This window comes from Zhongshania aliphaticivorans (assembly GCF_902705855.1).
Lineage (GTDB): Bacteria > Pseudomonadota > Gammaproteobacteria > Pseudomonadales > Spongiibacteraceae > Spongiibacter > Spongiibacter aliphaticivorans_B.
On the sequence record NZ_CACSIJ010000016.1, the window covers coordinates 151,973 to 178,145 of the forward strand.

General features: G+C 47.2%; 23 protein-coding genes. 10 read left to right on the forward strand and 13 right to left on the reverse strand.

All coding sequences use genetic code 11. The features are described from left to right. The first annotated feature begins 99 nt into the window (after positions 1–99). Positions 100–1,122: an LLM class F420-dependent oxidoreductase gene (locus GVJ32_RS16480; protein WP_159241177.1), complete on the forward strand. Its 1,023-nt coding sequence runs from the start codon at positions 100–102 to the stop codon at positions 1,120–1,122. A 61-nt stretch (positions 1,123–1,183) separates the two neighbouring features. Here the strand turns inward: GVJ32_RS16480 and GVJ32_RS16485 are convergent, their stop codons facing one another. Together GVJ32_RS16485 and GVJ32_RS16490 are read right to left on the reverse strand one after the other, a co-directional pair. Beyond that, entirely contained in the window at positions 1,184–2,017 is an 834-nt protein-coding gene (locus GVJ32_RS16485; RefSeq protein WP_159241178.1) for a 23S rRNA (adenine(2030)-N(6))-methyltransferase RlmJ, read from the reverse strand. A 33-nt stretch (positions 2,018–2,050) separates the two neighbouring features. Then, entirely contained in the window at positions 2,051–3,025 is a 975-nt protein-coding gene (locus GVJ32_RS16490; protein ID WP_159241179.1) for a class 1 fructose-bisphosphatase, read from the reverse strand. Between the two features lie 302 nt (positions 3,026–3,327). On the opposite strand from GVJ32_RS16490, the gene GVJ32_RS16495 reads away from it, so the two are divergent. Then, positions 3,328–3,588, forward strand: coding sequence for a hypothetical protein (locus tag GVJ32_RS16495; RefSeq protein WP_159241180.1), 261 nt, complete (start codon positions 3,328–3,330; stop codon positions 3,586–3,588). Positions 3,589–3,756: 168 nt separating this feature from the next. Then, positions 3,757–4,635, forward strand: coding sequence for a TIGR03619 family F420-dependent LLM class oxidoreductase (locus GVJ32_RS16500; RefSeq protein WP_159241181.1), 879 nt, complete (start codon positions 3,757–3,759; stop codon positions 4,633–4,635). Positions 4,636–4,813: 178 nt separating this feature from the next. On the opposite strand, the gene GVJ32_RS16505 is transcribed toward GVJ32_RS16500, so the two are convergent. Next, positions 4,814–6,181, reverse strand: coding sequence for a cytochrome P450 (locus tag GVJ32_RS16505; protein ID WP_159241182.1), 1,368 nt, complete (start codon positions 6,179–6,181; stop codon positions 4,814–4,816). A gap of 165 nt (positions 6,182–6,346) precedes the next feature. Between GVJ32_RS16505 and GVJ32_RS16510 the strand changes: the two genes are divergently transcribed. Then, on the forward strand, positions 6,347–6,937 hold the full coding sequence (locus GVJ32_RS16510; protein WP_159241183.1) for a TetR/AcrR family transcriptional regulator: 591 nt from the start codon (positions 6,347–6,349) through the stop codon (positions 6,935–6,937). Between the two features lie 547 nt (positions 6,938–7,484). Here GVJ32_RS16510 and galE read toward each other — a convergent pair. Further along, the gene (gene galE, locus GVJ32_RS16515) at positions 7,485–8,510 is read right to left on the reverse strand and encodes a UDP-glucose 4-epimerase GalE (RefSeq protein ID WP_159241184.1); all 1,026 of its coding nucleotides are present in this window, start codon (positions 8,508–8,510) and stop codon (positions 7,485–7,487) included. A gap of 420 nt (positions 8,511–8,930) precedes the next feature. Here galE and GVJ32_RS16520 point away from each other — a divergent pair, with 420 nt between their 5' ends. Both GVJ32_RS16520 and GVJ32_RS16525 read left to right on the forward strand, forming a co-directional pair. Beyond that, positions 8,931–9,293, forward strand: coding sequence for a toxin-antitoxin system TumE family protein (locus tag GVJ32_RS16520; protein WP_047010550.1), 363 nt, complete (start codon positions 8,931–8,933; stop codon positions 9,291–9,293). Beyond that, positions 9,290–9,640, forward strand: a complete 351-nt coding sequence (locus tag GVJ32_RS16525; RefSeq protein ID WP_047010551.1) for a winged helix DNA-binding protein — start codon at positions 9,290–9,292, stop codon at positions 9,638–9,640. Before GVJ32_RS16520 ends, GVJ32_RS16525 begins: the two co-directional genes overlap by 4 nt. A gap of 301 nt (positions 9,641–9,941) precedes the next feature. Here the strand turns inward: GVJ32_RS16525 and GVJ32_RS16530 are convergent, their stop codons facing one another. Then, complete coding sequence (locus GVJ32_RS16530) at positions 9,942–11,498, reverse strand: Fic family protein (protein WP_159241185.1); 1,557 nt, start codon at positions 11,496–11,498, stop codon at positions 9,942–9,944. 399 nt (positions 11,499–11,897) lie between these two features. Here GVJ32_RS16530 and GVJ32_RS16535 point away from each other — a divergent pair, with 399 nt between their 5' ends. Genes GVJ32_RS16535 through GVJ32_RS16545 form a run of 3 tightly spaced genes read left to right on the forward strand, consistent with a single transcriptional unit; the run spans position 11,898 to position 12,745 of the window. Then, positions 11,898–12,131 carry a hypothetical protein gene (locus GVJ32_RS16535; RefSeq protein ID WP_159241186.1) on the forward strand — a complete coding sequence of 78 codons (234 nt, stop codon included), beginning with the start codon at positions 11,898–11,900 and terminating at the stop codon, positions 12,129–12,131. Positions 12,132–12,176: 45 nt separating this feature from the next. Further along, positions 12,177–12,443: an AbrB/MazE/SpoVT family DNA-binding domain-containing protein gene (locus tag GVJ32_RS16540; protein ID WP_200841457.1), complete on the forward strand. Its 267-nt coding sequence runs from the start codon at positions 12,177–12,179 to the stop codon at positions 12,441–12,443. Then, on the forward strand, positions 12,437–12,745 hold the full coding sequence (locus tag GVJ32_RS16545) for a type II toxin-antitoxin system PemK/MazF family toxin (RefSeq protein ID WP_159241187.1): 309 nt from the start codon (positions 12,437–12,439) through the stop codon (positions 12,743–12,745). Before GVJ32_RS16540 ends, GVJ32_RS16545 begins: the two co-directional genes overlap by 7 nt. Before the next feature lie 444 nt (positions 12,746–13,189). Here GVJ32_RS16545 and GVJ32_RS16550 read toward each other — a convergent pair whose 3' ends face one another. From GVJ32_RS16550 to GVJ32_RS16585, 8 genes are all read right to left on the reverse strand, one after another. Then, positions 13,190–14,605, reverse strand: a complete 1,416-nt coding sequence (locus GVJ32_RS16550; protein ID WP_159241188.1) for a mannose-1-phosphate guanylyltransferase/mannose-6-phosphate isomerase — start codon at positions 14,603–14,605, stop codon at positions 13,190–13,192. A gap of 358 nt (positions 14,606–14,963) precedes the next feature. Further along, positions 14,964–15,986: an NAD-dependent epimerase/dehydratase family protein gene (locus GVJ32_RS16555; protein ID WP_159241189.1), complete on the reverse strand. Its 1,023-nt coding sequence runs from the start codon at positions 15,984–15,986 to the stop codon at positions 14,964–14,966. An 18-nt stretch (positions 15,987–16,004) separates the two neighbouring features. Next, the gene (locus GVJ32_RS16560) at positions 16,005–16,922 is read right to left on the reverse strand and encodes a glycosyltransferase (protein ID WP_159241190.1); all 918 of its coding nucleotides are present in this window, start codon (positions 16,920–16,922) and stop codon (positions 16,005–16,007) included. Then, positions 16,919–17,983 (reverse strand): glycosyltransferase family 4 protein, encoded by a 1,065-nt coding sequence (locus GVJ32_RS16565; RefSeq protein ID WP_159241191.1) that lies wholly within the window; start codon positions 17,981–17,983, stop codon positions 16,919–16,921. Before GVJ32_RS16565 ends, GVJ32_RS16560 begins: the two co-directional genes overlap by 4 nt. Next, complete coding sequence (locus GVJ32_RS16570) at positions 17,983–19,206, reverse strand: hypothetical protein (protein WP_159241192.1); 1,224 nt, start codon at positions 19,204–19,206, stop codon at positions 17,983–17,985. The genes GVJ32_RS16565 and GVJ32_RS16570 overlap by 1 nt, the downstream gene beginning before the upstream one ends. Positions 19,207–19,216: 10 nt before the next feature. Further along, positions 19,217–20,425 carry a capsular polysaccharide export protein, LipB/KpsS family gene (locus tag GVJ32_RS16575; RefSeq protein WP_159241193.1) on the reverse strand — a complete coding sequence of 403 codons (1,209 nt, stop codon included), beginning with the start codon at positions 20,423–20,425 and terminating at the stop codon, positions 19,217–19,219. A gap of 209 nt (positions 20,426–20,634) precedes the next feature. Then, on the reverse strand, positions 20,635–22,032 hold the full coding sequence (locus tag GVJ32_RS16580) for a lipopolysaccharide biosynthesis protein (RefSeq protein ID WP_159241194.1): 1,398 nt from the start codon (positions 22,030–22,032) through the stop codon (positions 20,635–20,637). Between the two features lie 443 nt (positions 22,033–22,475). Continuing rightward, positions 22,476–23,915 (reverse strand): undecaprenyl-phosphate glucose phosphotransferase, encoded by a 1,440-nt coding sequence (locus GVJ32_RS16585; RefSeq protein WP_159241195.1) that lies wholly within the window; start codon positions 23,913–23,915, stop codon positions 22,476–22,478. A 997-nt stretch (positions 23,916–24,912) separates the two neighbouring features. Here GVJ32_RS16585 and GVJ32_RS16590 point away from each other — a divergent pair. Further along, positions 24,913–26,049 carry a polysaccharide export protein gene (locus GVJ32_RS16590; protein ID WP_159241196.1) on the forward strand — a complete coding sequence of 379 codons (1,137 nt, stop codon included), beginning with the start codon at positions 24,913–24,915 and terminating at the stop codon, positions 26,047–26,049. Positions 26,050–26,173 lie beyond the last annotated feature (124 nt).

Here is a 26,173-nt window from a genome sequence, read left to right on the forward strand (position 1 = left end):
CCCTTAAAGGGTGGTATTTGAGCGGAGATGTCATCTAGCTCCACCTATTCGCGCCGTATAATCTTTATCGCCTTAGCGGAATAATAAAGAGGAGTTAGCATGAAACTCGGACTACATCTCGGATACTGGCAAAAGCACCCCACCGACCGTTTTCTAGAATTGGCCCAAGCAGCCGAGACGATGGGATTCGATTCCGTGTTTACCGCAGAGGCGTACGGCTCAGACTGTTTTACCCCCCTCGCCGCTATTGCCGCCACAACCAGCAAAATTCGCCTGTGCACAGGGGTGATGCAATTATCTGCTCGTACCCCAGTATGCGCGGCAATGACCGCCATGACCTTAGACCACTTGTCCAATGGCCGCCTGTGCTTGGGGGTTGGCGTATCTGGGCCGCAGGTAGTAGAAGGTTGGTACGGCCAACAATTTAAGCGCCCTCTTGAGCGCACCCGCGAATGGCTAGATATTTTTCAGCAAGCGGTGTCCCGCGAGGCACCGGTAGAATTTAGTGGTGAACAATACAATCTGCCATATAAGGGCCCTAATAGCCTAAATCTCGGCAAACCCTTAAAAAGCATTACCCACCCTTTGCGTAAAAAAATTCCGGTATTCCTTGGCGCCGAAGGCCCCAAGAATATCGCGCTAGCGGCGGAGAAATTCGACGGCTGGATGCCCATATTTGTGTCGCCCTACCGCATGAATATTTTCGATGACAGCTTGGCTAATAAATCTGACGATTTTGAAATTAACGCCATGGTGAATTGCATTGTTAACGACAACCTCGAAGAGGCTATGTATCCCGGCAAAATGACCATGGCCCTCTACCTAGGCGGCATGGGTGCGCGGCAAGACAACTTTCACAAAAACCTAATGGGGCGAATGGGATTTGGTGACGAGGCCGAAAAAGTGCAGGACCTCTGGTACGAAGGCAAACATGACGAGGCAATCAAAGCCGTGCCAGATGCATTGGTAGATGAAATCTCGCTAGTCGGCCCCAAAGAGCGTATTAAAGAGCGCCTACAAGACTGGAAGAAGTCCGATGTCAGCACCCTCATCATTGGCCACCGCGATCACTTTGAAACCTCTATAGACACAATGGAGTTTATCGCCAACGAAGTAGTGTGAGCCTTAAATCCGACACCTAAAAAGCTCGTCAGCAATCGACGGGCTTTTTTTTGCCAAAATTTTAGGCGATCACCGCATCGAGAACAAAAGGCTTGCTCTCGACGTTCGCTAATAGGGTTTGCAACACTGGCATCACCTCTTGCAACTGCACATTCAGTTGCCACGGCGGATTAATGACAAACATCGCACTGCCATACATACCGTGACTACCCTGCTCAGCCTGCACACACAGTTGCGCATGAAGATAATTATTGGGTGACAAGGCTTTTAGACGACGGCCTAAGTCTTTGGATTCGTCTCTGGGTATCAGCGGATACCACAACGCATATACCCCATTTGGAAAGCGACGCTGACTATCCTTCAGTGCGCTAATCACATTGCGGTAGTCATTTTTATCTTCATAGGGCGGGTCAATCAACACCAAGGCGCGCTTACTCGGCGGTGGTAATAAACCTTTCAAACCTGCAAAACCATCGGCCTCATTAATACGCGCGCGGTCTTTAAAACGCTTACTTAAATTTTGATGATCGTTAGGGTGCAACTCAAACAAATGCGCCTTGTCTTGCTCGCGCAACATAGCCAATGCGATAGCGGGTGAACCAGGGTAGCCTTCAGCCTCGCCAGTACAGCACGCCGTTACAATCTCCAAATACCGTGCTAAAGGCTCCGGCAAAGCAAGGTCGCTAGAACGCAGCTTAGCAATACCTGTATCAAATTCGCGATTCTGAGCACTGAAGGTACTGGCAAAGTGATAAAACCCCGCTCCCGCATGGGTATCAATATAAGAAAGCGCTGTCGGCTTTTGCATGAGGTAGTCGAGAATAAGCACTTCGACCACATGCTTGAGCACATCAGCGTGATTACCGGCGTGAAAGCCGTGGCGATAACTGAGCATTAGCTAATATTCCGGTACTGGGGCTGGGTGATCTCAGCGCTGATGATAGTCAACGCAAAGCGCGACCTCATTGGCCGCGCCCAAAATAACGGGAACGCGCTGATGAATATGATCGGGCTGAATATCGAGAATCTTACCGTCGGGGGTCCAAATTTCGCCACCGGCCTGCTCGACCAAAAAGCCCATGGGATTGGCCTCGTACATCAAGCGCAGTTTACCCGCCTGATCTGGTTTACGGCTGTCCCAAGGGTAGGTAAACAAACCGCCACGACACAAAATACGGTGCACGTCCGCCACCATTGCCGCAACCCAGCGCATATTAAAATCTTTGCTACGTGGGCCATCTTTGCCGCTGATTAAATCTGCAATATAAGACTGCATCGGTGCAGCCCAGTGGCGTTGATTAGACATATTAATCGAAAATTCTTTCGCCTCAACTGGAATTACAACCTCAGCCTCAGTAAGCAAGTAACTGCCGGTGTCTTGATCTAGCGTAAACATCACCACACCGTTGCCGGTGCTTAACACCAACATGACCGACGGCCCGTACAAAACATAGCCCGCTGCCTGTTGATGGCGACCAGGCTGTAAAAAATCTTGCTCCGTTACCGGTGCCTCGCCAGCGTGTGGCAGCACCGAAAAAATAGTGCCAACCATACTATTAATATCAATATTCGAAGAGCCGTCCAGCGGATCAAAGGTCACCAAATAGCGACCATCCGTATGGCAAGGCACTACCTCTGCCTCTTCTTCAGAAGCAAGACCGCGCACTGCAGGAAGGGCCGCGAGCGCGTCTTTAATCATGTCGTTAGCAATAACATCTAACTTCTTTTGATCTTCGCCCTGCACATTTTCCGCACCGGCGGCGCCGAGGATATCGGCAAGTGCACCTTTGGCTAAAGCTTTACTAATATCAGCGCTGACCGTTGCTAGGCCGAGGAGTACGGTTTGTAACTCTGGTGTGACAGCGGCGCTCTCTAAATACTGGGGCAGGGCAACTCTGCTCATGTAAAAAATTCCAATTTGCGATAATTACAGCTGGCCATTATGCCATTCGAGGTACTGAGAAGACAGGAGAGCTAGAGCCTGTTACACCCTATTGAATTGAATTCTGCTTTACTCAGGCATGTTGGCTCGGCGCGCCACCGCTCCCAAAACACATTTTCCGGCGAGCCTTCACTACATATCGAGGCTTTCGCTCAAGCACTTTCCCAAGTCAGACAACAAGAAATTACACAGCCAATTTTACAAATTAGCAGTAAGTGGCTTATTGTTATCAAACAACTTTCAGCAATGACACGGAGGTCATTATGAAGTCTCGCCTAGCAATACTCCTCTTTTTAAGCTTTAGCGCCGGCAGTGAATTACATGCCGCCGACTGGGACGCCTGCCGAGCCCGAAAAATAGAAGCCGTGCGGCTCGAACAAGCCCTCGGAGACGGCAAAAAACTCAAGGGCTACGCCAGCGGCGCTGCAATGAAAAAAGCCCGTCGCGCAAAAGAAGATTGGATATGGAAAAACTGTCGCTATTATTCTCGGCGCCTGCGAGATATAGAACGAGACATGATGTAGCACGATAGATTGCGCAGCAGCGCGAAAACACTCACTTTTCTTGACGCTGCTGCGCCATTCGGATGAGGCGGTAAATTTTGCTTTGTATTATTGTCAACCAACCATAGTTTGCGCGCGTATACCCCGTACAAACACCAAAACAATAATGACGGCCAAGGAATCTCTGCAATGAAATTCGCCTATCACCACAGCATGTGTCCCACCGAGCAATACCTCCCACTAACCCTCGAGGCAGAAAAGCTCGGCTTCGACACGATCACCATGCCAGACAGTATTTGCTACCCCAAAGAAGGTAGCTCTAAATACCCTTACAACAGTGACGGCAGTCGTGAATTTTTAGACGGCGTGCCGTTTATCGAACCCTTTTTGCTCACTGCACATTTAGCGGCGTTAACCACTAAAATCCGTTTCACCACATCGGTACATAAACTAGCGGTACACGAGCCCGCCTTAATCGCTAAATCATTATCTAGCCTCGCCATTCTTACCGGCAATCGCTTTGGCTACGGCGTTGGTATCAGCCCCTGGGCAGAAGACTTTGAAGTAACAAATGTCGCTTGGGACAAACGCGGCAAACGTATGGACGAAATGATAGAAATCATTAACGGCTTAATGAGCGGCGAATACTTCGGCTACAAAGGCGATATATTCGACATGCCAGAAATTAAAATTTGTCCCGTGCCAACAGTGCGCCCACCCATTTTAGTCGGCGGCCATTCAATGCCCGCACTGCGCCGCGCCGCGCGCTTAGGTGATGGCTGGATAGCCGCCGGCGGCGAGCTGGACTCGATTAAAACAATGGTCGATAAAATCAATGAGTTCCGCAAGGAGTACGGCCGCGACCACCTGCCATTTGAATTTCACGCAATGACAGCCGAAGCCTATTCAGCTGACGGAATAAAGCGTTTGGAAGATATTGGCATCGATGAGGTGCTCGTCGCATTCCGTGATGTTTATGCATCAGAAGCAGATGATAAAACAGTTGAAGAAAAAATTGGCATGATGAGCTGGTACGCAAATGAAGTCATTGCAAAGTCTCAGCAATAACATCACAAACTCACTGCATTTTTAAAACTCAGAAAAAAGCCATATCCCACAGGGATATGGCTTAGGAATAAAAACACTTAAATAATCGACTTGTTCGATGAAATGAAAAGCTTACTCACTTCATAGCAACGCGGGCTTCATCTTAGCCAGACAAAACCCAAGTCACTCGCGCCCTCAGTTAGCCTTTAGCAATACGCTTTACGACTATCGGCAAATCATCTACTGGCTTAGGCAGCGGAACCGTCTGCATTTTACTACTGAAGTTATCCGCCAAACTAAATTCATATTCACGCAAAAACTGATGCATAAAGTTTTTGACCTGCATCAACGCGAAGTGCATACCGATACATTTATGCGCACCACCACCAAAACCAACAAAGCTGAAGGTATGGCGCTTGTGCTCATTGCGCGGCTCTAACCAGCGGTCTATGTCGAATTTTTCTGGCTCATCCCAGTATTCCGCCATACGGTGATTATGCTGCGGCGCCAAGAATAAAATGGTATTCGGTGGCAAGGTGTAACCACCCAATTCACATTCATTAATTGTACGGCGCTGCATCATCATGACCGAGGGATGCAAACGCAGCCCCTCTTTCACCGCCACTTCCATCAACGGCATTTTTTCTAAATCTTCATACTCTAAATAGGGTTTATCAATAGCCATTGCCTCATCGCGCAAACGCTGCTGTAATTCTGGGTTTTGACCCAAGTGATACAGCATATGGCTCAGGGCGCTAGTCGTTGTATCATGCGCGGCAAACAGCAAAAAACTCATATGCGCGATAATATCTTCGTCAGAAAAATACTCACCGTCTTCGGTTTTTTCACGGGTAAAATAACTAAAGGTATCAACCCCGTCACCGGCACGACGCTCAGCAATTAAGCCGCCAAAAAACTCTTTAAGATAACGCTCACCAATCTTGCCTTTACGGTATTTTGTGCCCGGCAACTCCTTGGTGATAATCCCCATCAAACCATTAGCGATATCTAAAAATGCTTTATTCAACTTAGCAGCGCGCTCATCACTCTCATGCAAACCAACAAAAATCTGTGCAGCGACGTCTAATAAAATTTGTTTAATGGCGGGGAAAAATAATAACTCTCCCTTATCACCCCAATCAGCAATAGCGTCGCCAATCATCGGCCCCATCGTACCGATGTAACCTTTCATCGCGTCGTTCTTAAATGCAGATTGCATCATGCGACGCTGGAACTTATGTTCTTCGTGGTCACGCAGCAAAAGAGCCCCTTTATAAAAGCGCCCCAACGACCCCATATAACCCATTTCAGCAGAAAAGTTTTTATATTTGTCTAAATAAACCTCTTTATACAAATCAGGGCCGACCAACAAAGCACCGCGAAACCCAGCCAAACCGAACCGACTCACGTTTCCATATTTTTTATATTGATTGTCAATGGTGCCGTAAAGGTCATTCACCAATTGAAAGGTCTGACCAATAATGGGTAGGCCAAATGAACCGGGAATGTGATCTAGGTTTTCATTATTTTTGGCTAACTTATAATCGGGGTTTGCTACGGTACTCATAATCGGCCCTCCAGACGGGGTGCGATAGCATTGTTATTTGAGCCAATCATAGGCTTGCACAAAATACATATCAAGCGTCCGATATGAAATATTGGTCATCTTCGGTATATTATTCGCCTACAATGGCAAAGAAGCGCCGAACACCATAAGCACAAGGTAAGAAAATTGAGGAAAGTAGATCACGACAGCCGCCGTGAAGAAGTGGCCGCCGCAGCCGCCCGCTTGATCGCGAACAAAGGTTTAGAAGCACTTACTACCCGCGCACTAGCCAAGGAGCTTGGCTGCTCCATAGGCGTACTGTCTCACTACTTCAGCAGCAAAGAAGAAATCGTCATCGCCGCATTCCGCTGGGCAGACCAACGCATAGACCTGCGCATGCAAGAAGCCGTTGCCGACGAAAGCCCCAACATCCAATCGTTTTTCCCCGTCATTAAGGCTGGCCTACCCCTAGACGTAGAATCGGACCTTGAATGGCGAGTGCGCCTCAACCTACACACCTTTGCCCTCACCCACGACGCCAGCCTCCTCGCAGAGCGAGAAAAAAATCAACAATTCAGAGACTTAATGACCATCATGATTGCAGGGATGCAAGCCAAAGGGCACGTAATCAATGAACTAAGCGCAGAAGACATCACCAGCCTCGCCTTCGATCTAGTCAACGGCATGGCCAAAAACCTACTCATGTGCCCCTTCGAAGAACGCGAAGCAAAAGCCGAATACCTATTCCGACTAATCGGATATTTGGGGTCAGTGTAAAAACTCTAGTTTGAGTTGACACCAAGAAGCCAGACAGCATGTTCTGGTTGAATGAACCGGACACGGCTTGGAATAACAAAAGAAGCAAGAATCGCAGCCTATCGAGCCCTCTTCGCAACCCAATTAGACCCCAGCACACAAAAAGCAATAAGATCAGCCCCCAACAAAGGCATGGCCTTGGGAAATGACAAATTCAAACGAGAAATCGAAGCCTTAACAGGCCGGCGGGTAACACCAGGTAAACGAGGACCAAAGCTTAGGAATAACAAAGAATAGGGCGTTTTTACACTGACCCCAAATAAACTAAAGTAGCAGGAAGGCAGCCGCCTTCTTGGCAATGCCCTACCATCCCTTGCAAGTTCTCGTCCTGAGAATGCCTTCCATGCTATGAGCTCGTCCTGAGCCTACGGAAACTATAGATGCATTATTCAATTTTGAAAAGCATAAATTTGGCATTTAAGGCCAGAACAATAAACATTTTCGGCCAAGGCAAGAACCCTAGCCTCGATTTAAGTAAAACCCCTCAACTGAAACACATATGGCGTTTTTACACTGACCCCAAATTGTAACCGTCAGGATTGCCACGCTGCCAACGCCATGTATCAGCCATCATCTTCTCTAAACTGCTGCCAGCCTCCCAAGCAAGTTCACGCTTTGCTTTTTCGGCATTCGCCCAAAATGCGGGTAAATCGCCTTGGCGGCGCGGCGCAATTTTGTAGGGCACAGGTTTACCCGTCACCGCCTCAAAGGCCTTTACCATCTCTAGCACCGACACGCCTTTCCCTGCACCCAAATTAAACGCGTGTAAGCCGGGTTTATCCAAGGCCATTAATGAACGACAGTGCCCAGCCGCTAAATCCACAACATGCAAATAATCGCGTATGCAAGTTCCGTCTGGGGTGTCGTAATCGCCGCCAAATACCGACAGTTCCTCTAACTTACCCACCGCAACACGGCTAATAAACGGCATTAAATTATTCGGAATACCCTGCGGATCTTCCCCTATCAAACCAGACTCATGCGCACCAATCGGATTAAAATAACGCAAGGCCGCCACCGCCCACCTAGTGTCAGATGCGCATAAATCTGCCAGCATACGCTCCGTCATCGCCTTAGACGCACCATACGGACTAGAAGGCTGCCCCAAGGGCATAGACTCCTCATACGGAACAGGCGCACCAGGCCCATACACCGTAGCAGAAGAACTAAACACCAGCTTAAACACCCCAGCGTTTGCCATCGCCTGACACAAGACCATCGTGCCACCCACATTATTTTCGTAATAGCGCAAGGGCTGTTCAACACTCTCGCCCACCGCCTTCAAACCAGCAAAATGAATAACTGCATCAACCTTGTGAGATGAAAACACCTCTGCCAGCGCATCCGCATTGCGCACATCAGCCTCAATAAACGCTGGCGCAACACCCGTAATTTTTTCAATTCGTTTTAAAACAACAGAACTGCTATTCACTAAGTTATCGACAATAACCACATCATGGCCAGCTGTTTGAAGCTCAACAACCGTGTGGCTACCAATGTAACCCGCACCGCCTGTGACAAGAATTGTAGCCATATCGATTTAACCCAAACAAAAAACACCCATTCTAACAGCCTTGCCAAAGTATTTGGGGAAGTGAACCTGTAGGAGGCCGCGCCCGAGGCCGATTGAATTACGCTCCAATCCAACCCAAAACCATCGCGGTCGGCGCCCGCTCCTACCAAACCGAGTGAACTTGTAGGAGGCCGCGCCCGAGGCCGATTGAATTACGCTCCAATCCAACCCAAAACCATCGCGGTCGGCGCCCGCTCCTACCAAACCGAGTGAACCTGTAGGAGGCCGCTCTGAGGCCGATGAATTACGCTCCAATCCACCCCAAACCCATCGCGGTCGGCGCCCCCTACACACACTGCCTAAAAAGTTTTAATTGAATTCTCCCCCGCTTCAAATACTCCAATATTTGCCGAATGGTATCATCAGCTGATACCATTCGGCATGGAGAACGATGGCGGAATAGAAAATCTATTGTTACTGGATGGATCGATCCTAGATCAAGGTGATGGCTACTGGGTAAAAATTGAAGCTCGGCAGCTTGCGCCAAATCAGGACATTCCGCATGGCATTCGGTATTCACTGACGCTCCATAACCGTTATGGAACTAGGTTGATTGGTTACGACAATGCCCATGCGGTGAAACCACCAAAAAAATTTAAGTACGCAGGCCAGAAACTACCGTACGACCACAGGCACCGTAGCGCAGTTGATAAAGGGGTGCCCTATTTATTTGAAACCGCCCACCAGATGCTGAAAGATTTTTTCAAAGACGTTGATGACGCCATGAAAAGAGAAAAGAAATGAAGACACTCAAAATTGGGATTATGCCCAAAGACAAAATTCGCGAGCGCACGCTGGCTATCGCCAAAGGCGAACTCACACCAAAACCCGGCGACCCAAAAGTGTGGTTTACCTCCATGAAATCAATTGCCGAGGTGTTAAGTGACGAAAACAGAGCCCTACTGCATGTTATCGCACAGACCGAGCCGAATACGATCGCAGATCTTGCGCGGTCAACAGGGCGCAAACCAAACAACCTATCTCGCACCCTAAAGACAATGGCTAACTACGGGATTGTGGAACTGAAAAAGAAACATAACCGAGTTACTCCTCGCGCGAAGGCGACAGAATTTACCGTGTTAGCCAACTAGCCTTTAACGTCTGGCGCTGAACCTGTAGGAGGCCGCTGGCCCAGGCCACCTTCTCTTGCGATGAACCCGCAATTCACCTTGGCCGAGGCCGATGAATTACGCATCGATCCAACCCAAAACCCATCGCAGTCGGCCAAGGTGAATTGCGTAGCAAGAGAGGGCAGCCTGGGCTGGCCCGCTCCTACCAAACAGGTACGCTGTTTCACATCACGAAACGATTACGTGGTCTTGTAGGAGGCCGCGCCGAGGCCGATGAATTACGCACCAATCCAACCCATACTCATCGCGGTCGGCGCCGCTTCTACACGCTCGGAATTGAAGGCTCTGCCTTACCTTCCAAGGCAGCTTGAACAAGTAACCCCAAAAATTTCGTGAAAGGCTCTATGTTTTGGTTTGTGCTGGCCTCTTCAAGTGCAGCCATGTAATCGTTGCGCTTTTCTAGCGGCACAATCGTCCAAGGGTAACCGCCACTGGCAAGCATTGCGTTCATTAAAAAACGCCCCGTGCGGCCATTGCCGTCCATATAGGGATGAATATAAACAAATATAAAATGCCCTAGCACAACACGCACAGCGGCATTTTCTTCGGCTTGTAGCAATTCAAAAAACGCTGGCATTGTATCGCGCACAACCTCTCGGCTTGGAGGCGTGTGCATGGAACGACGGATAAAAACGGGAGCATTCCGATAACCAGCCAGATCAGCGGGCTTGTGAATGCCGGCGGCTACTCCGGGTGCAAACATTTCGCGATACCATACGCGATGATCGTTATCCACGACCTCTCCCGCATTACGCCCATCGAGTATTTGCTCTATGCTTTTACGCACGGCTTGATAAGCTTGCCAATAGCCTCGGGCGGCCAAAGCATTTAGCCGCTCTTTATCGTCGGCATTTTGTGTTGGGTTCCAGTCTCCAGCGCGAACGCGGTTGATCAACTCTGGCGTGACGCGATAGCCCTCAATAGAGAGCGAGTGATAGGCGTCTGTTACATACACATCTTCAACGTGCTTCATGTATGCGGTTTTATCAACGGTTAGTGAGGGAGATGCAGGAAAGTGCGCTATCACGGTTTCTCTCATATCCTGCCACATAAGCCGAATACGATTCACAGATGGAGATTGCTCGCGCCGCGAGAAGCGTAGGCTAGATTGAGATTCAAACGGATCTGATTCTCGCAAGTCATACCCAGCCGCACGCATTGTGCCCAAAATATCGTCGGCAATTTGAGTACGACCAATATTTCTAAAGGCACCCGCTAAACGACCTGCAATCGAACTATGTCCTCCCTCTAGCAATTGCCCCAAAACTTCAGATGCATCACTGATCATGGATAATGCTGCGCGCATATCGGTTGAGTTCTGAGTAAAGCTTTGCTTACTACAGGCAATCAAAGCAGCGGGAAGGCTATACATGCGCAGACCGTTTTTGGTCGTCACCTGAGCGAGCTCAGGGAGCGCAGCGCGAATATCTAGTAATGACGTGCCGTGAGGTAATTCGGTTACATTATTCCGTGCCTTAGTGGCTCGAACTAATAACTGCTTGGGTACAACCATATTCTCGGTATGAAGCGCGATAGATTGCTCAGGTGACAAGCACCAATCGTCGCCTTTTAAATAATTAAGATAAGCTGCACAAAATTGCCAAAAGGACGCATACCAAGCCGTGCTCTCCCCGCGCGTTTCATCAGGGCGTGCAGGCACATACCAGCCCTTAATAACCTCCTCAAGAAAGCCATTTTGAACGAGGCGCTCGCGGTGAGTACGCGAGAGATCGGCAGAACGTATGGCAACTGAACCATTTGCCTGAAGGCCGTAAAGGGCATCTAATGCATCAGCCAGCTTTTCGGAAGGGGTTGCCATAGTGGCTCTTCTCGCTTATCGCGCGCACCTATTGCTCGCTTATTGTGTTGTACCATTATTCGCTTATTATGTCGAACGATAATTCGCTTAATGACCGATATGCTTTGTAGGAGGCCGCTGGCCCAGGCCACCTTCTCTTGCGATGAACCCGCAATTCACCTTGGCCGAGGCCGATGAATTACACACCAATCCAACCCAAAACCATCGCGGTCGGCCAAGGTGAATTGCGTAGCAAGAGAGGGCAGCCTGGGCTGGCCCGCTCCAATTCGGTGGTTTTGTATCACATCACAACACAATGGGGTGATCCTGTAGGAGGCCGCTCTGAGGCCGATGGAATTACGCACCAATCCACCACAAAACCCATCGCGGTCGGCGCCCGCTCCTACACGTGGTGGTACGATGATTTCTGTAGGAGGCCGCTCTGAGGCCGATGGAATTACGCTCCAATCCACCCTAAACCCCATCGCGGTCGGCGCCCGCTCCACACGTGGTGGTACGATGATTTCTGTAGGAGGCCGCTCTGAGGCCGATCGAATTACGCTCCAATCCAACCCAAACCCCATCGCGGTCAGCCAAGGTGAATTGCGTAGTAAGAAAGGGCAAGCTGGGCCTGCCCGCTCCTTGCCTGCTTGAGGGGGCATTGCATTACTTTCAAACCAGATCTACAATGTTATAACAATGTTGTCACAAAAATGGGGCGAAAAGATGCTAACCACGCTGAGAAAAATTGGTAATTCGAGAGGGCTCATCATTCCATCCGCTTTTTTGGAGCAGCTTCAAATCGAAAACGAGGTGGAGCTGATTTTAGAAGACGGAGTATTACTTTTAAAACCCGTTACCCCGCTAAGACAAGGTTGGTTTGAGGGTTATGCTCCCGCTAAAGACGTTGAACCTTTGTCTGATTTGCAAGAACTGGATTCTGAGCAGAAAGACTGGGAATGGTGAAGCGTGGTGAAGTTTATTGGGTGGAATTAGATCCGACAGTCGGCAGTGAAATTCGAAAGACACGACCTTGCCTGATTATCTCCCCTGATGATATGAACGCCGTTTTACCCCGCGTCATCATCGCCCCCATTACCACTAAGGGTCAGCCTTTAGGATGTAGACCCGAACTTGTCTTCAATGGAAAGCAAAGCCGTATTTTACTAGACCAGGTTCGTACGGTAGACGCCAGGAGGCTTAAAAATAAAATGGGCAAAATCGAGCTGGAGCACTGGCACAGCATATTAATTCAGATGCTTTCATGAGTATCATCGCGGGCGGCCAAGGTGAATTTTGTAGGAGGCCGCTGGCCCAGGCCACCTTCTCTTGCGATGAAGCCGCAATTCACCTTGGCCGAGGCCGATGAATTACGCTCCAATCCACCCCAAACCCCATCGCGGTCGGCGCCCGCTCCCACACCTGGTGATACGATGATTTTTGTAGGAGGCCGCGCCTGAGGCCGATTGAATTACGCTCCAATCCACCCAAAACCCATCGCGGTCGGCGCCCGCTCCTACACGTGGGGTGATACGATGATTTCTGTAGGAGGCCGCGCCGAGGCCGATGGAATTACGCACCATCCAACCCAAAACCCATCGCGGTCGGCCAAGGTGAATTGCGTAGCAAGAGAAGGCAGCCTGGGCTGGCCCGCTCCTACCAATTCGGTGAACCTGTAGGAGGCCGCGCCTGAGGCCGATCGAATTCGACCCTCACCCCTTGGGAACCCGCCCATACCGATCTTCAAAACGCACTATGTCGTCTTCGCCTAGGTATGAGCCTGACTGAACCTCAATCAATTCCAAAGGTATTTTACCGGGGTTTTCTAAGGCGTGAACGACGCCAACGGGAATATAGGTGGACTGGTTTTCCGTCAGCATTAATTCTTTATCGCCATTCGTGACTTTGGCAATACCCGACACCACTATCCAATGTTCAGCGCGGTGATGATGCATTTGCACCGACAATTTAGCACCCGGCTTTACGGTAATACGCTTAACCTGATACCGCTCGCCATTATCAATAGAATCATAAACACCCCAAGGCCGATAAACGTGACGGTGCTGACTCACCTCGCTACGGTCTTGCGCTTTTAATGACTCAACAATTTTTTTAACATCTTGAACCTGATCTTTTGCCGCCACCAACACCGCATCATTGGTTTCAACAACCACAACATTATCTAAACCCACCGTCGCCACCAAACGGTGTTCAGCGCGGATATAAGAGTTAGACGTATTATGACTCAGCACATCACCGCTGCTGACATTGCCAGATGCATCTTGATCGCCAATCTCCCACAAAGAAGACCACGCACCCACATCACTCCAACCTGCAGACAACGGCACCACCACGGCCTTATCGGTTTTTTCCATTACCGCGTAATCAATAGATTCATCTGGGCAAGCCTTAAACGCCTCGGCGTCAATCCGTAAAAAATCGACATCGCGGCTTTTACCCAAATAGGCTTTCTCACAAGCGTCATAAATATCAGGGCGAAAGGCTTTTAGCTCTGCCAAATACACATCAGCCGCCACTAAAAACATACCGCTATTCCAATAATAGCCCCCGTCATTTAAATAAGATTGCGCCGTGTCTGCGCCGGGCTTTTCTACAAACCGAGACACCGCATAAGCGCCATTACCACTCTCAGCGCCGCGCTGAATATAACCATAACCGGTGTGGGCAGACTCGGGTACAATCCCAAAGGTGACCACCTTACCCGCTTCAGCTTGCGCCTTTGCGACCTCGACCGCAGTATGAAATGCCGCCACATCGTCAATCACATGATCCGCCGCCATCACCAACAGCAATGGCGCAGCACCATCAGAAGAATCCAGCGCATCAAAAGCAGCAAGGGCAATAGCCGGCGCGGTATTACGGCCAACGGGTTCTAAAATAATAGACGTTAATGCTGCACCGAACTCCTGAGCCTGCTGCGCCACCACAAAACGATGCTCTTCATTGCAAATAACCGACGTGCTAGTGCTTAAACCCTCAACCCGAGCGAGAGTGGCTTGCAACATGGTGCTGTCGCCAGCAATAGATAAAAACTGCTTGGGGAATAAACCGCGGCTAGACGGCCATAAACGGCTGCCACTGCCGCCAGCCATAATTACTGCACGCATACTGCGATTCCTTTGCAAAAATAATTAAAACAGCCTGAGGTCGTAAGCAAAAGCAGCCCACTTAAAGCGCAGCGAATGCCTTGCGTCCGACTTCCGACACCCTGCGTCAGACCTTCTTTTACTCTATCGCCAAACTGCCAAAGTATTAATACCCAAGCGCTTTCTAACAAAATATGCTGTCAGTAAACTTTGCACAGCGAATGCTACAGCCGTACCCGTTGCAGCGCCAACGATACTAAATTGCATGGTTAAATACTAAGTTAAAATGATCGCTAGGATTCCTGTTATCAACACTACCGCATGCGATCCCTTACCAAGCGTCACAAACGTAGAAATCAGGTTTTGGTAATACACAACATTAATTCCAATCTTCTAGGCAATCGCGCTTCCAATCTTGCATAGCGGTTTCTAGTGTAAACAAATACTCATATCCGCTATTTACCAAAACACTAGGCAAGATATTATTTGAACGAACTAATTTACGTATGCGTACAGGGCTGAATGGATGACTAATCCCCAGCGGCCTAGCGACTAGATCAATGCAATAGGCCGCTGCCAGCAACAAGAAAAACGGCATACTCGGCACGAATCGCTTAACTTTTGCAACCTTACACACCGCAACAACATACTCGGAAATAGAAGGTCCGGGATTCATGGACCCATTAAACAATACAACCCCTTTTCCCTGTTCCATCTGTAACTTATGCATCCACCAAATCGCATTACAAAGCTCTTTTACATAAATACCTGCTTTGCGTGTGCCACGATTAGCCATATAGAAAAAGTAACCTTTACATACCGCACTCACCAAACGAGTGACGTTTCCCCCTTCGCCAGGGCCAAACACTACTCCAGGCCTAGCAATCACTAGGGTACGGATCTCAGCATCCCGCGCCTGCCAAGATTCATGTATCTTTTCAGCAACTAGCTTCGATGAGCCGTATGAAGTTACGGGCACAGGTAAAGTAGCCTCATCCTTAACGCTTTCACTTATACCATAGGGCGAAATCGATGAAGTGAAAGCAATTCGATTACACTCAACCTTCTCCGCCCAAGCAGTTACATTCTCTGCTCCAAGTAAGTTCGTTTTAAAGTATTCCCAGTCTTCGTGGCCAGGCTCACGATGAACCGCCGCAAAATTAGCTATAAAACTCACAGGTTCAACAGGCTTCCATACAATAGCTTCGCACACGTCGCCACGCACAAATTCGATAAGTTCTCCGTGTTCTTCAAGTAGTTGACAGCGAAAGGAAAAGGACTTCTCCTCGCAAGAGTCCACGTCGTACAAATAAACTTTAGTAAACAATTTTTTGCTCAAGACGTAATCAGCGAAGAAGCATCCAATAAAGCCGGACCCGCCAAAAATAACTGCACAAGACATAAAAAACCCCAGACTAGTTTATAGCCATCCTAATATCGAAGAAATTGCCAGTACCACCCGGTCAGTTCGACGGCGGCGCCCACGCTTAAGTAAAATCATAGCCAAATGGAATCGCCGGAAGATACCATCAGGCAAATTCCACACTAATAAAAAGTCTTCAGGAAAGACTTTTTTGCTTTCTTTAAGTACGGAAACGACAGCTATGACCTGCTGAACTTGGTCAGCGTACCAGCCATTTCTTATCAAATTCATACGCTTTCGAATACCTACTAGTGCGGCGCGCGCACCAGTATCATTTCCACTATGTTGTCGATAACGCATTGTAGGCGTGGGATCAAATAGCCATTTTTTACCCATTACTCTTGATAAAGCGTAAACTAGCCAATCATGGTAATGAATTCCAGCGAGCCCAGCAGAGTGCTCTCTAATGAAAAACTGTATCTCTCTGGCAAAATCGCCTCGCAATACAAAAGTACACCCTTGTCCCGCGCCTTCAAAAAGAAAGTCAATATCCGTTTCACTCATGCTCTGGCTAAGTAACTGCTCTTTACCATCAGGCCAAAAGGCAGTCACTGCCGAAGAATAGCCATCGCCGTTGAGAGATTTAAGCCTGCCAATTGCCCTCGAAAGTTTATCCGGGCTCCAGTAATCGTCCTGATCAGAAAAAGCTACGTAATCAAAAAGATCTAAATCGGCATAACTGAGAATACGTATGAAATTTTGTCCTGCACCGCCTGAGGACGAGTCAAATTTTTTAATCTGTACTCGATCATCCTTTACCATAGCTTTCAAATCAATTATTGACCCATCCGTAGAGCAATCATCACCAATCAACAATCGAAGGGTAACGCCTTGCTGAGCAAGAACACTGTTTACTTGCTCCTCCAGCCACGGCCTTCCGTTGTATGTAGCCAGCAGTACCAGTATATCGTTCACGTCCGCTCCAATCCTTTTTCTACAGCCAACAAACTAGCTTCGAGCGCCTTAAGTGAATTTTTCTGCGTATAATGTGCAAGCCGTTTCTTACCATTAGACACGGTTTTATTAAGAGTAGATTCGTCTTCTATTGCGCTAAAAACCTCGCGCCAACTAGATTCATCATTCAACTTAACAAACAACGCAGCATCACCAAGTACTTCGCGGTGAATTTCAATATCTGAAGCAATAACAGGCCGACTGCAAGCCAATGCCTCAAGGGGCGGAATGCCGAAGCCCTCCCATTTCGACGGGTACACCAATGCTTTACACCCCTGGTAAAGTTGCAACAACTGCGCATCAGAAACGTAGTTACGAAATTCAACACGATCGCTAATACCAAGTTGACCGATAATTTTTTCTAGCGCCTGACGATATTTACCACTGCAGGAAGTAACCACCAAACGATACTTATCCTTCCACAAGGCGGCCATTTGCAATACCTCATCGACATTTTTATGGCTGTAACGAGCGCCCACCATCAACAGATACGGCGATTGCGTATCTACACGCCCAGGCACAAACCGGCTAACATCTACCGCATTCGGCACGACATAAACTTTTTCAGGAGGAAAGCGATAGACACGAAGAATATCCCTGCGAGAGGTTTCTGAAACGGTGAAAACCGCCCGACACTTCTTAAGCAGGCGAGGCATTAAATACCTGAAAAAAATATACTGGGGCAGATGCTGCATAGGAAACCGCAAGCAGATCATATCGTGAATGGTAATAATTTGGTTTTCCTGGCCTGGCAAGCCGTGGTGAGTTGGAGAATAGACCAAAGCCTCACGATCAAACGTTAATTTTCTCATCCAGAGCTGACGCTTGATCGCCGCCAACTTACCACCGCCAATCCCAATAGATTCCGGGGACTGAATAACGGCATCAACTTCAACATTCGCGGGTGCCCTGCCAATAACGCTGACTTTAAACCTATTGGCAATCTCTGCACAATTTAATGAATAAACGCCAAGACCAGTTGGCTTATCACCAAGCATGGAAAGGTTGAGAATTACTTTCATCAACACTGCTCGCCATCTAGTTTGAGGTGGTGCTTCTTAGGAAAAAAAGCAGATAACAATGCTAAGGAATAAGGGATCAAAAATGCATTTATCAGCAAAGACTTTTGATGAATCAAAGAAGTATCTCGAAAAAACATGAATGACAATAACGCACAATGCATAGCAAAAAACGGTATATAAACCCTTCGACGGGCACCGATCTTTGCCAACAATCCAGAGAAAAAACCAAGAACGACAACAGAAAGCATCGATCCAACTACACCAAAATTCGACAATAAACTTATCAAAACATGAGTGCCACCAGCTGGACTCTCAATAATAAAATCACTACCAATTGAACTAAGGTACTCAGCTTTACCAGGCCAAATTATTGTCGGCACAAAACCAACCAAAGAAGACAGCATCCTGCTCGGAGCTTCAAACGCATGAATAGCATTTGTCACAAGAAAATTTGCACCACCAATCCAATTCAAAACCGGCTCCCCGATAAATATATAAACTATTTTCTCAGTAGAAACAGTCGCTCCCGACCTTAAAACCCCAACTATTAGCATCAAAAAAACCGCAGAGAAGCCAGCAAGAAAAATCTTTCTTAAACTTATGTGATTAAAAATTCTAAAATAGATTAGTAGCGCCAAAAAACCACACAAAACATACATTCTTCCCCCTAATCCCAACAACACTACGGAATTAACGACCATAGGGATCCACTCAACAAGCAACAACTTCCGGCCACCGTTGTGATTAAATATCAACATAGTTGCCAGAGTAATGTTCAACCCCGACAAAAAAGCCTTTACCGAATATTGTTCATTCCAATTACTCAGCATATATCCCGTAAACAGCTGCCCCCTTATTAAGAAATAACAATACAACTGAATCAAAAATAGCAATACGAAAAATAACGGGTGAATATTTTGCCAAGAATTATATTTTTCTCGACGCGCAAGCAGGGGAAATTTTATAGACAATAAAACACCAACAAGAAAAGCAAAAAAAAACCCTATTACTAATTGCCAGTATAATACCCAGTCGACCGAAAGAAGAAGCGACTGTACGTCCGAGTAGAGTGGGTACCCACTGCTTATATAAAACCTTGCCGCCGCCACAGGGATAACTAAATAATAAAGCCCACCACCAACAAAGCAAAAAATAACAAGCCAAAAGCAGCCCGCAACTGAACAATCTGAGCTTACTGATTTTTTTCTTTTTAAAGATAGCATGACATGACCATTAATTTTTTAGTGTTATCTTCCTAGAAAGAACGCTATTAACATCCCGCTCAGCCAAATCGCTGACCGAATCAAAAAACTCGACATGCGAGAGGAAGCCGTGAATATAACAATTAAGCTCCTCATCATTCATGCCTGCAAAGACAGCCCTTCCAAGACACTCAACCGGTTTACCCATTAACTTGGCTTGCAATCCCGCCGTTGAGTTGATGGTGTACACTTTTTCTGCCGCCAACATTAGCTCAAAGGTGTTATTGCTGATCTCAAGCGCATCAAATTTAGCGATCACTTCACTGTAGCGCCGTTGCGCCCGCTTGTTCGGCTCAGCGGGGTGCTGCTTCACCACCAGAACCTGCCCCGGCTCCAAGCTCCCAGCGATATGCGCAATCGCCTCTTCGTTACCAATTTCGCTATTAAAGATTAACTGGCTATCGCTCTGCACCTGCAAAGGGAGGAAGACAAAACGTTCAGGCAGAGATTCGAGAACATGATTCTGAGGACGATAAAGTAAAGCATCAAGCTTGCGGACAGCTTTCGTCAGCAACGGATACATTTCATACTTTGGCACGCCATTGACGACTTGCATAAAAGCGTCATAAAGAAAGGACCAATTAATTTGTCGAACACCTTTGGCTTGATGCACTTTATGGGACTGTCGCTGACTGACAATATACCCCTGCTTCCATTGCTCAAACTCATCTGAAGTAAGCGGCGAAGGGTAATTTCGTAATGCACTGGGGTTACGCGCAATAGAACACTGCGCGTTTACCCCTTCCCCATCAATAATCATTCGTCCGGGAAAATTGGAATTTTCAAAATAGACCGTGCCTATATCCTGCTGTCTCGCAAACCGAGTCATGACTCGCTCGGGAAGAGCGCTGCCGTTCCAGATAAATACGGCTTGGCAAGAATACTCACGCCGCAACCCGTCAAGACAGTCATCCAGAGCACACACCAAGCGGCGAGCGGAACGAATATCACGATTTCCGACGCGATACTCCAAGCTATCTTTAATTAAGAGGTCGTCACCGAGCGCAAACGCCCGCACTGGGCGAGATAAACAGCGCAACAAAGGGTACTGCCGCGCAAGAGCTGGGCGATTACTGATAAGAACGAGCTCAAGGCCACACGCCGCCAATGCATCTCGGAAGCGCTCAAAGAATTGAACGCGGTCCAGATCAAATGCGTAGGCGAAAATTGCAGCTTTCATCGACATTTCCTTAAGTATCAAACTCTTTCACAGCTCAAATGGCGCATGAAACAGCACTATGCTTCTCACGACATTGATCATCTACCGCCAAAAATAGCTGACCGAACGACCTCGACCTCTAAACAAACCCCAAAACAACGAATCTAAAAACAATCTTTTTTGATAAAAAATAGTTTTTCATCGCCATCTTTTGGATGTCAAATCTACCCTTAATTTTGACGAAAATTAATCCGTTGGCGTAGCTCACCTACAGCACTTTTCAAAAGGGGCGCGTTCGCCCAAAAAGCTAGAATTAGCGCCACACTCGATACGAGAATGCCTGTCAAAATATTATTTACTAACAAAAGCAAACTTAATATTGCAAAAGAAGCCACTGCTGGCCCAATAGATCTTAAATTAATCTTCACTCGAAAGTATTTTCGTGTATGCAAACTTCGTATAAGCCATAAACTAAGTAAGCCTAAAAAAAATCCTATAGGCGCCGCCCATATCCCACAGTAAGGAACAGTCAACCATGTAGACATAACACTGATAAAAGTACCAATTACTGCAGTGAATGATGCGCCCGTCGTTGTAAAGTTACCAGTATACCCAACAGAAAGAAATGTCGATAAATTGTTAAAAATAGCCCCCCAGAAAAACAGGTAACTAAGCCGCCAGGAGTTAAAGTACTCATGCGAGTAAAAAAACTGGTATAAAACAGCTGAAGCACAGAAACAAATTACGCAAAGCAGCAGCTGAAAATTAATATAATTATTGTACACTTTAGAAAAATATTGATCCCGATCCGAGACATTCATATTTAAAAATGAGGACTCCTGCCAAGCAAGAAAGAAAACTTGCCCAAGCACTACCACTATCGTAGGGAAGGTCATTGCGATCGCAACAATAGCACTCTGATCCAACCCTAATTCGGCAGAGACAAACACTCTACTCGCCAAAAGAATAGCCCACCAATTCATAGCTGAAGGAACAAGTGGGGCTGAAAAAATGAGTAGAGGCCTTAGCAACCCGACTTGGAATACAGGCTTCGTAGCCAAACATCCTGAACTCCGGAGAAAATAAGCACCAACGCAAAAATGAGCCGCCGCCGTAGCCAACAACAATCCCGAAACTTTTTCAGGAGCTGAATATAACGAAACCAAACTAAATGACAACACTAACAGGGCCAAAGCCACCCCCCCCACAGCATACTGGCCATTCTTACGATAGCCCCGAACAACCTCCGAAAAATAAGTATGAAAAACTTTTGAAATTAAGAATATCGAAGCTTCCAGCTTGTATGAAAATAGCTCGGTGGGGAAAAATACTAAAAAAAGCACAACCACAACAAACACAGAGAGCAGTGAAAATAGCGCACCAGTCCACACCACCTCTCCGCCTTTATAAGCAATCAAATTCCGATATATTGCGTCTACAATTTTTAGCGTAACTAATGGCTCCAACAACAAAACAAGCGTAAAAACAAGGTCGTATATACCTAAATCCTGCGGAGACAAAAATATTGCATATAAAGGGAGTAAGAAAAATTTTATAATTCGTGATCCAACGTTACCTACCGCTAATATTAAGCTGTTTTTAATCAGACTCTTCTCGCGACTGCTCATATACTCATTCCCTAAAGCTCACTTTATCAATCAACAAGCTACCTCCACCCATATCAACGCAAGCAAAACCAATTTGCCTCGCGGAGAAAGCAATTCAAAAAGCCTCCTCACCACGAAATCATGAAATAGCAAATCTTTCTAAACAATTTAAAAACGATGACCTACAGATGCTATGCGCAAAGTGGAGTGTTATAAACCCTAAAAAGGTTCAAACTATCATGAATAGAAGCTAGAATTTAAAGTATACCGAATTCAGGGAATGGCTCCGTTCAAACTCGCGCCAAGCACACCTTCAAGAAATAGAAAACCTTAACCCCCAAAGCGGCAGCACCATGGCGCGCGAAAGACGTAGACATCTAATGACTAAAACGACTTCCACTAGAAAATAGCAGGGCCAAAAACGCACAATAAAGAAAGAAGCCTAGCCCAACCTAGCAGGAACACTAATAAGCAGCTGAACCAAGAAACCCCTTCAAAACAGTTATAAAGACAATTTTTAAATCCATCCAAACAGACCAATTCCGAATATAAAACAAATCAAACTCAACACGCTTTTCCATTTTTTCTAAGGTATCGGTCTCTCCCCGCCAACCATTCACTTGGGCCCAGCCAGTAATGCCCGGCTTAACTACGTGGCGCTGCATGTAACCGTCTATTTTGTCACGATAAAGTTCGTTATGTGCTACTGCATGGGGGCGCGGGCCAACAATGCTCATTGTGCCATGCAGTACATTGATAAACTGGGGAAGCTCATCAAGGGAGGTTTTACGAAGAAGCACACCTAGCTTGGTTACACGTATATCGTTCTTTGTTGCCTGCACAATGACGTCGCCGTTGTCGCAGGTGGTCATGGAGCGGAATTTCCAGACCATGATTTCTTCGCCGTTAATGCCGTAGCGACGCTGCTTAAAAATAACGGGGCCTTTAGATGTTAACTTAACCGCTGCCGCTATGAATAACATAGGCACTGCGACGACGCATAGAATAAGAGCACTCAGCACTATATCTTCTGTACGTTTAACGATGGCGTCGAAGGAGCCGAATGGCGATGTAGATATGCTAACTACTGGCAAGCCGTCAATTTGATGGCTACGCACATTCATCATCTTATAGGTGAATAGATCGGGCACTATGTGCACACTGCAGGTACTACTGGCGAGATACTCTACAAGCTCTTTGATGGTGTCTTCTTCTTGCATTGGCAGGGCAATGTAGACGTCATCTATATCGCCTTTTCGTGCTTGTGCTTTTAAGAGTTCTATATTGCCTAGGACTTGCAGGTTTTCGCCGTTTAGCGGTTTGCTGCCAGGGGTGATTCGATCATCATAAAAGCCGGCGATATCCATGCCCATCCATCGGCTTTGTAAAATGCTTGCCGCTAGGGTAATACCTGGCTCTTTTGCACCAACAATGACAATTTTACGGGTATTTATGCCGGTTCTTCGTATTTCTCTGAGGATGATTCTTGCCGATATACGGTAAAAACTGATGGTCGTGGGTACTGCTATTGACCACGCTACCATAACGCCGCCACCGTAAGATTCGTTTAGTTCAAATAAAAATACGACGGTTAGTAACGCTCCCAGCACAAGTAGCCATGTGAGGAATACGGTTTTTACTTCTTGGAATAGCGACTGGCCGCGCCAGGAAAAATACAGGCCATTTTTATAAGCAAGTACGTGGTAGCTCAGTGAGCTGAGGAAGGCAGCAATTTGATAACACACTTCCCAGCCGCTGCCCGCTAAGTGGACTGATAGTGCTAATAGACCCCAGATAAGAATTATATCTGTAAGTTGATGCATACCCGCAAGTATGGAGTGGTGTTGCTTGATAAAGCCGCTGGGCTGTATGGTCTTATTCAGATTGAACCGCTCGGCGCTCACCGCAGCTCCCTCGCATTAGTCATTATACGTTGAATGTTCTGGTAACAGGCTATCCCTTTGAGCCTGCCCCTATTTACGTTGCTACCTATACATACTGCGGCAACCACCGTAAAAACCGCCTAATCTCAATCCTTGGAGCAGCCCTTTACGGCTTAATGGCTAATGTTAGTGTTACGCTGTCGTCGAGCCCGTTGGCACTGGGGCGATTTTGCGCCAATTATGTGCAGATTCCAAGGTCGGGGTCATGTGAAAATGTGCTATTCGCGCTAAATCCAGCCATTCAACAGGCCAAGCCTTTTACCGTCTCGTAACTGTATGTATTTCTATTTTTCTGATGACCGACTTTATGTCTACCTTGAGCTTATTAGTCCGTCGATGTGTGGCTTTGTTCCTGTGTGTCTTAGATTGGAGTGTTATTAATAGCGCACAACTTATGAGTCGACCAGCGTCGAGTAACTATTAAGTGGTTCTGCTTGTGCGGCATTAGGCATATATGCTGAGTGCCGAACTTAAATTACCACACCTACGTCATTGTGACGCATCGTCCTTGCGCCACACTCCGCTGTGACCAAATATCTGGTGAGTAACGCCCACATCTACTTAAGGCACTATTTTTACCTTAAGGTCGATGCTTATTGTTTGTAGAAGGCACTGGCAGACTTTCTGTCATTTACGCTGTCTACGTTTTGTGCTTTTCAAGCTGGCGATATTTTATGGTGTACTTGGCGATGCTGGCGCTTATGTTGCCCACAAAAAGAGCTCTGGTGTAGAGCAAGCAAGGTCGATATGATTGCGTCTTTGTGTCTATTGGGCTAACGCTAGTCATTCTAAATACCCTAAAGGATAGGGGAGTATGCAATAGCAAGGATATCAAGTTTGCATAGCCGGCCTTATTCGCCTTACGTGTATTTAGCCCTTCATAGCACTATTGATTAACACCTTAGGATTACACATACAATATAAGGTACCCAAACACCGCAGCAATGGACTTTTCTGCATGAATATTTTTAAAGTAATGGCTTTCGCCGTTCTGATTGCGGGCATTTCGGCCTGTACAGTGGTGCCCGGTAGTCATATGAGCTCTTTGAAGTCGCGCTGGATTGACGACACCCCAGAAGCCTATGCATCCGCCATTATCGACGCTAGCTATATCCCTATTAATGCGACTGTATTGAGCCACTTAAATACGCCTGTACCGCAAAGTGCGTCCCCTAATTTAGAATTGCAACAGGCGCTTAGCAGTTACGAGTATCGGGTTGGCCCTGGCGATGTGTTAACAATTACGGTTTGGGAGCACCCAGAGCTGACTATTCCCGCCGGCTCATTTAGAACAGCCGCAGAAGGCGGTAATGAGGTAAAAGCTGACGGCACGGTGTTCTACCCATACGCCGGAAATTTTGCTGTGGCTGGGCTAACAACCTCTGAAATTAAAGAGTTGCTAGAAAATCGCTTGAGTGCTGTTATTAAAAAGCCACAGATCGATGTGCGGATTGCGTCTTTTAATAGCCAGAAGGTATACGTAACCGGCTCTATTTCTCAACCGGGTATTGTGCCTATCTCTTCTACTCCGTTAACGCTCGTTGATGCAATTGAACGTCTTGGCGGTCTCACTGGCTCTGCGTCTTGGGATACGATAACGCTTACGCGTAATGGCGTAGCGAGCCGCATTTCTTTACGCGCCCTGTATGAAGATGGCCGCTGGGCGGAGAACATGTTGCTACAAGACGGCGATTTAATTCATGTACCGCGCAATGACGCCAGTAAAATTTTTGTGCTTGGCGAGGTTAATCGCCCACAAAGTCTGAGCATGTCTAGAAACGGTACAAGCTTGGCTGAGGCCTTGGCAGAAGCTAACGGTATTGACGAGAACCGCGCTGACGGGCGTGGTGTTTATGTGTTGCGCAACACCGGCATAAGCAAAGATGAAAGCGGGCAATTGGTTTACCGAGCGACTATTTATAATTTAAACGTGACATCTGCCGTGGGCTTTATGTTGGCAGACAAGTTCCCTCTTGAAGCCCGCGACGTGGTTTATGTGTCTCCGGCACCTATAACGCGATGGAATCGTTTTTTAAGCCAGCTACTGCCATCTATTATTGCCACAGATACAATTGGGGATGTTGAAAACAATTAAAGAGCGTAGTTTATAAATACGCATGCATGTTTAACAATTAATCAGAGTTGCCTTAAGGGCTTTGCTTACAACGCACCCCAAAGTGCGCCTATTTTGTAACGACTTTAGATATTTACCTGACTTT

Coding starts and splice junctions, on each gene's coding strand:
- GVJ32_RS16525 (WP_047010551.1), top strand. CDS start 9,290: ATGAAGACACTCAAAATTGGGATTATGCCCAAAGACAAAATTCGCGAG.
- GVJ32_RS16580 (WP_159241194.1), bottom strand. CDS start 22,032: ATGAGCAGTCGCGAGAAGAGTCTGATTAAAAACAGCTTAATATTAGCG.
- GVJ32_RS16540 (WP_200841457.1), top strand. CDS start 12,177: ATGTTGTCACAAAAATGGGGCGAAAAGATGCTAACCACGCTGAGAAAA.
- GVJ32_RS16545 (WP_159241187.1), top strand. CDS start 12,437: ATGGTGAAGCGTGGTGAAGTTTATTGGGTGGAATTAGATCCGACAGTC.
- GVJ32_RS16505 (WP_159241182.1), bottom strand. CDS start 6,181: ATGAGTACCGTAGCAAACCCCGATTATAAGTTAGCCAAAAATAATGAA.
- GVJ32_RS16535 (WP_159241186.1), top strand. CDS start 11,898: ATGATTTCTGTAGGAGGCCGCTCTGAGGCCGATGGAATTACGCTCCAA.
- GVJ32_RS16575 (WP_159241193.1), bottom strand. CDS start 20,425: ATGAAAGCTGCAATTTTCGCCTACGCATTTGATCTGGACCGCGTTCAA.
- GVJ32_RS16500 (WP_159241181.1), top strand. CDS start 3,757: ATGAAATTCGCCTATCACCACAGCATGTGTCCCACCGAGCAATACCTC.
- GVJ32_RS16520 (WP_047010550.1), top strand. CDS start 8,931: ATGGAGAACGATGGCGGAATAGAAAATCTATTGTTACTGGATGGATCG.
- GVJ32_RS16590 (WP_159241196.1), top strand. CDS start 24,913: ATGAATATTTTTAAAGTAATGGCTTTCGCCGTTCTGATTGCGGGCATT.
- GVJ32_RS16480 (WP_159241177.1), top strand. CDS start 100: ATGAAACTCGGACTACATCTCGGATACTGGCAAAAGCACCCCACCGAC.
- GVJ32_RS16565 (WP_159241191.1), bottom strand. CDS start 17,983: ATGAAAGTAATTCTCAACCTTTCCATGCTTGGTGATAAGCCAACTGGT.
- GVJ32_RS16550 (WP_159241188.1), bottom strand. CDS start 14,605: ATGCGTGCAGTAATTATGGCTGGCGGCAGTGGCAGCCGTTTATGGCCG.
- GVJ32_RS16530 (WP_159241185.1), bottom strand. CDS start 11,498: ATGGCAACCCCTTCCGAAAAGCTGGCTGATGCATTAGATGCCCTTTAC.
- GVJ32_RS16495 (WP_159241180.1), top strand. CDS start 3,328: ATGAAGTCTCGCCTAGCAATACTCCTCTTTTTAAGCTTTAGCGCCGGC.
- GVJ32_RS16570 (WP_159241192.1), bottom strand. CDS start 19,206: ATGCTATCTTTAAAAAGAAAAAAATCAGTAAGCTCAGATTGTTCAGTT.
- GVJ32_RS16555 (WP_159241189.1), bottom strand. CDS start 15,986: ATGTCTTGTGCAGTTATTTTTGGCGGGTCCGGCTTTATTGGATGCTTC.
- galE (WP_159241184.1), bottom strand. CDS start 8,510: ATGGCTACAATTCTTGTCACAGGCGGTGCGGGTTACATTGGTAGCCAC.
- GVJ32_RS16485 (WP_159241178.1), bottom strand. CDS start 2,017: ATGCTCAGTTATCGCCACGGCTTTCACGCCGGTAATCACGCTGATGTG.
- GVJ32_RS16490 (WP_159241179.1), bottom strand. CDS start 3,025: ATGAGCAGAGTTGCCCTGCCCCAGTATTTAGAGAGCGCCGCTGTCACA.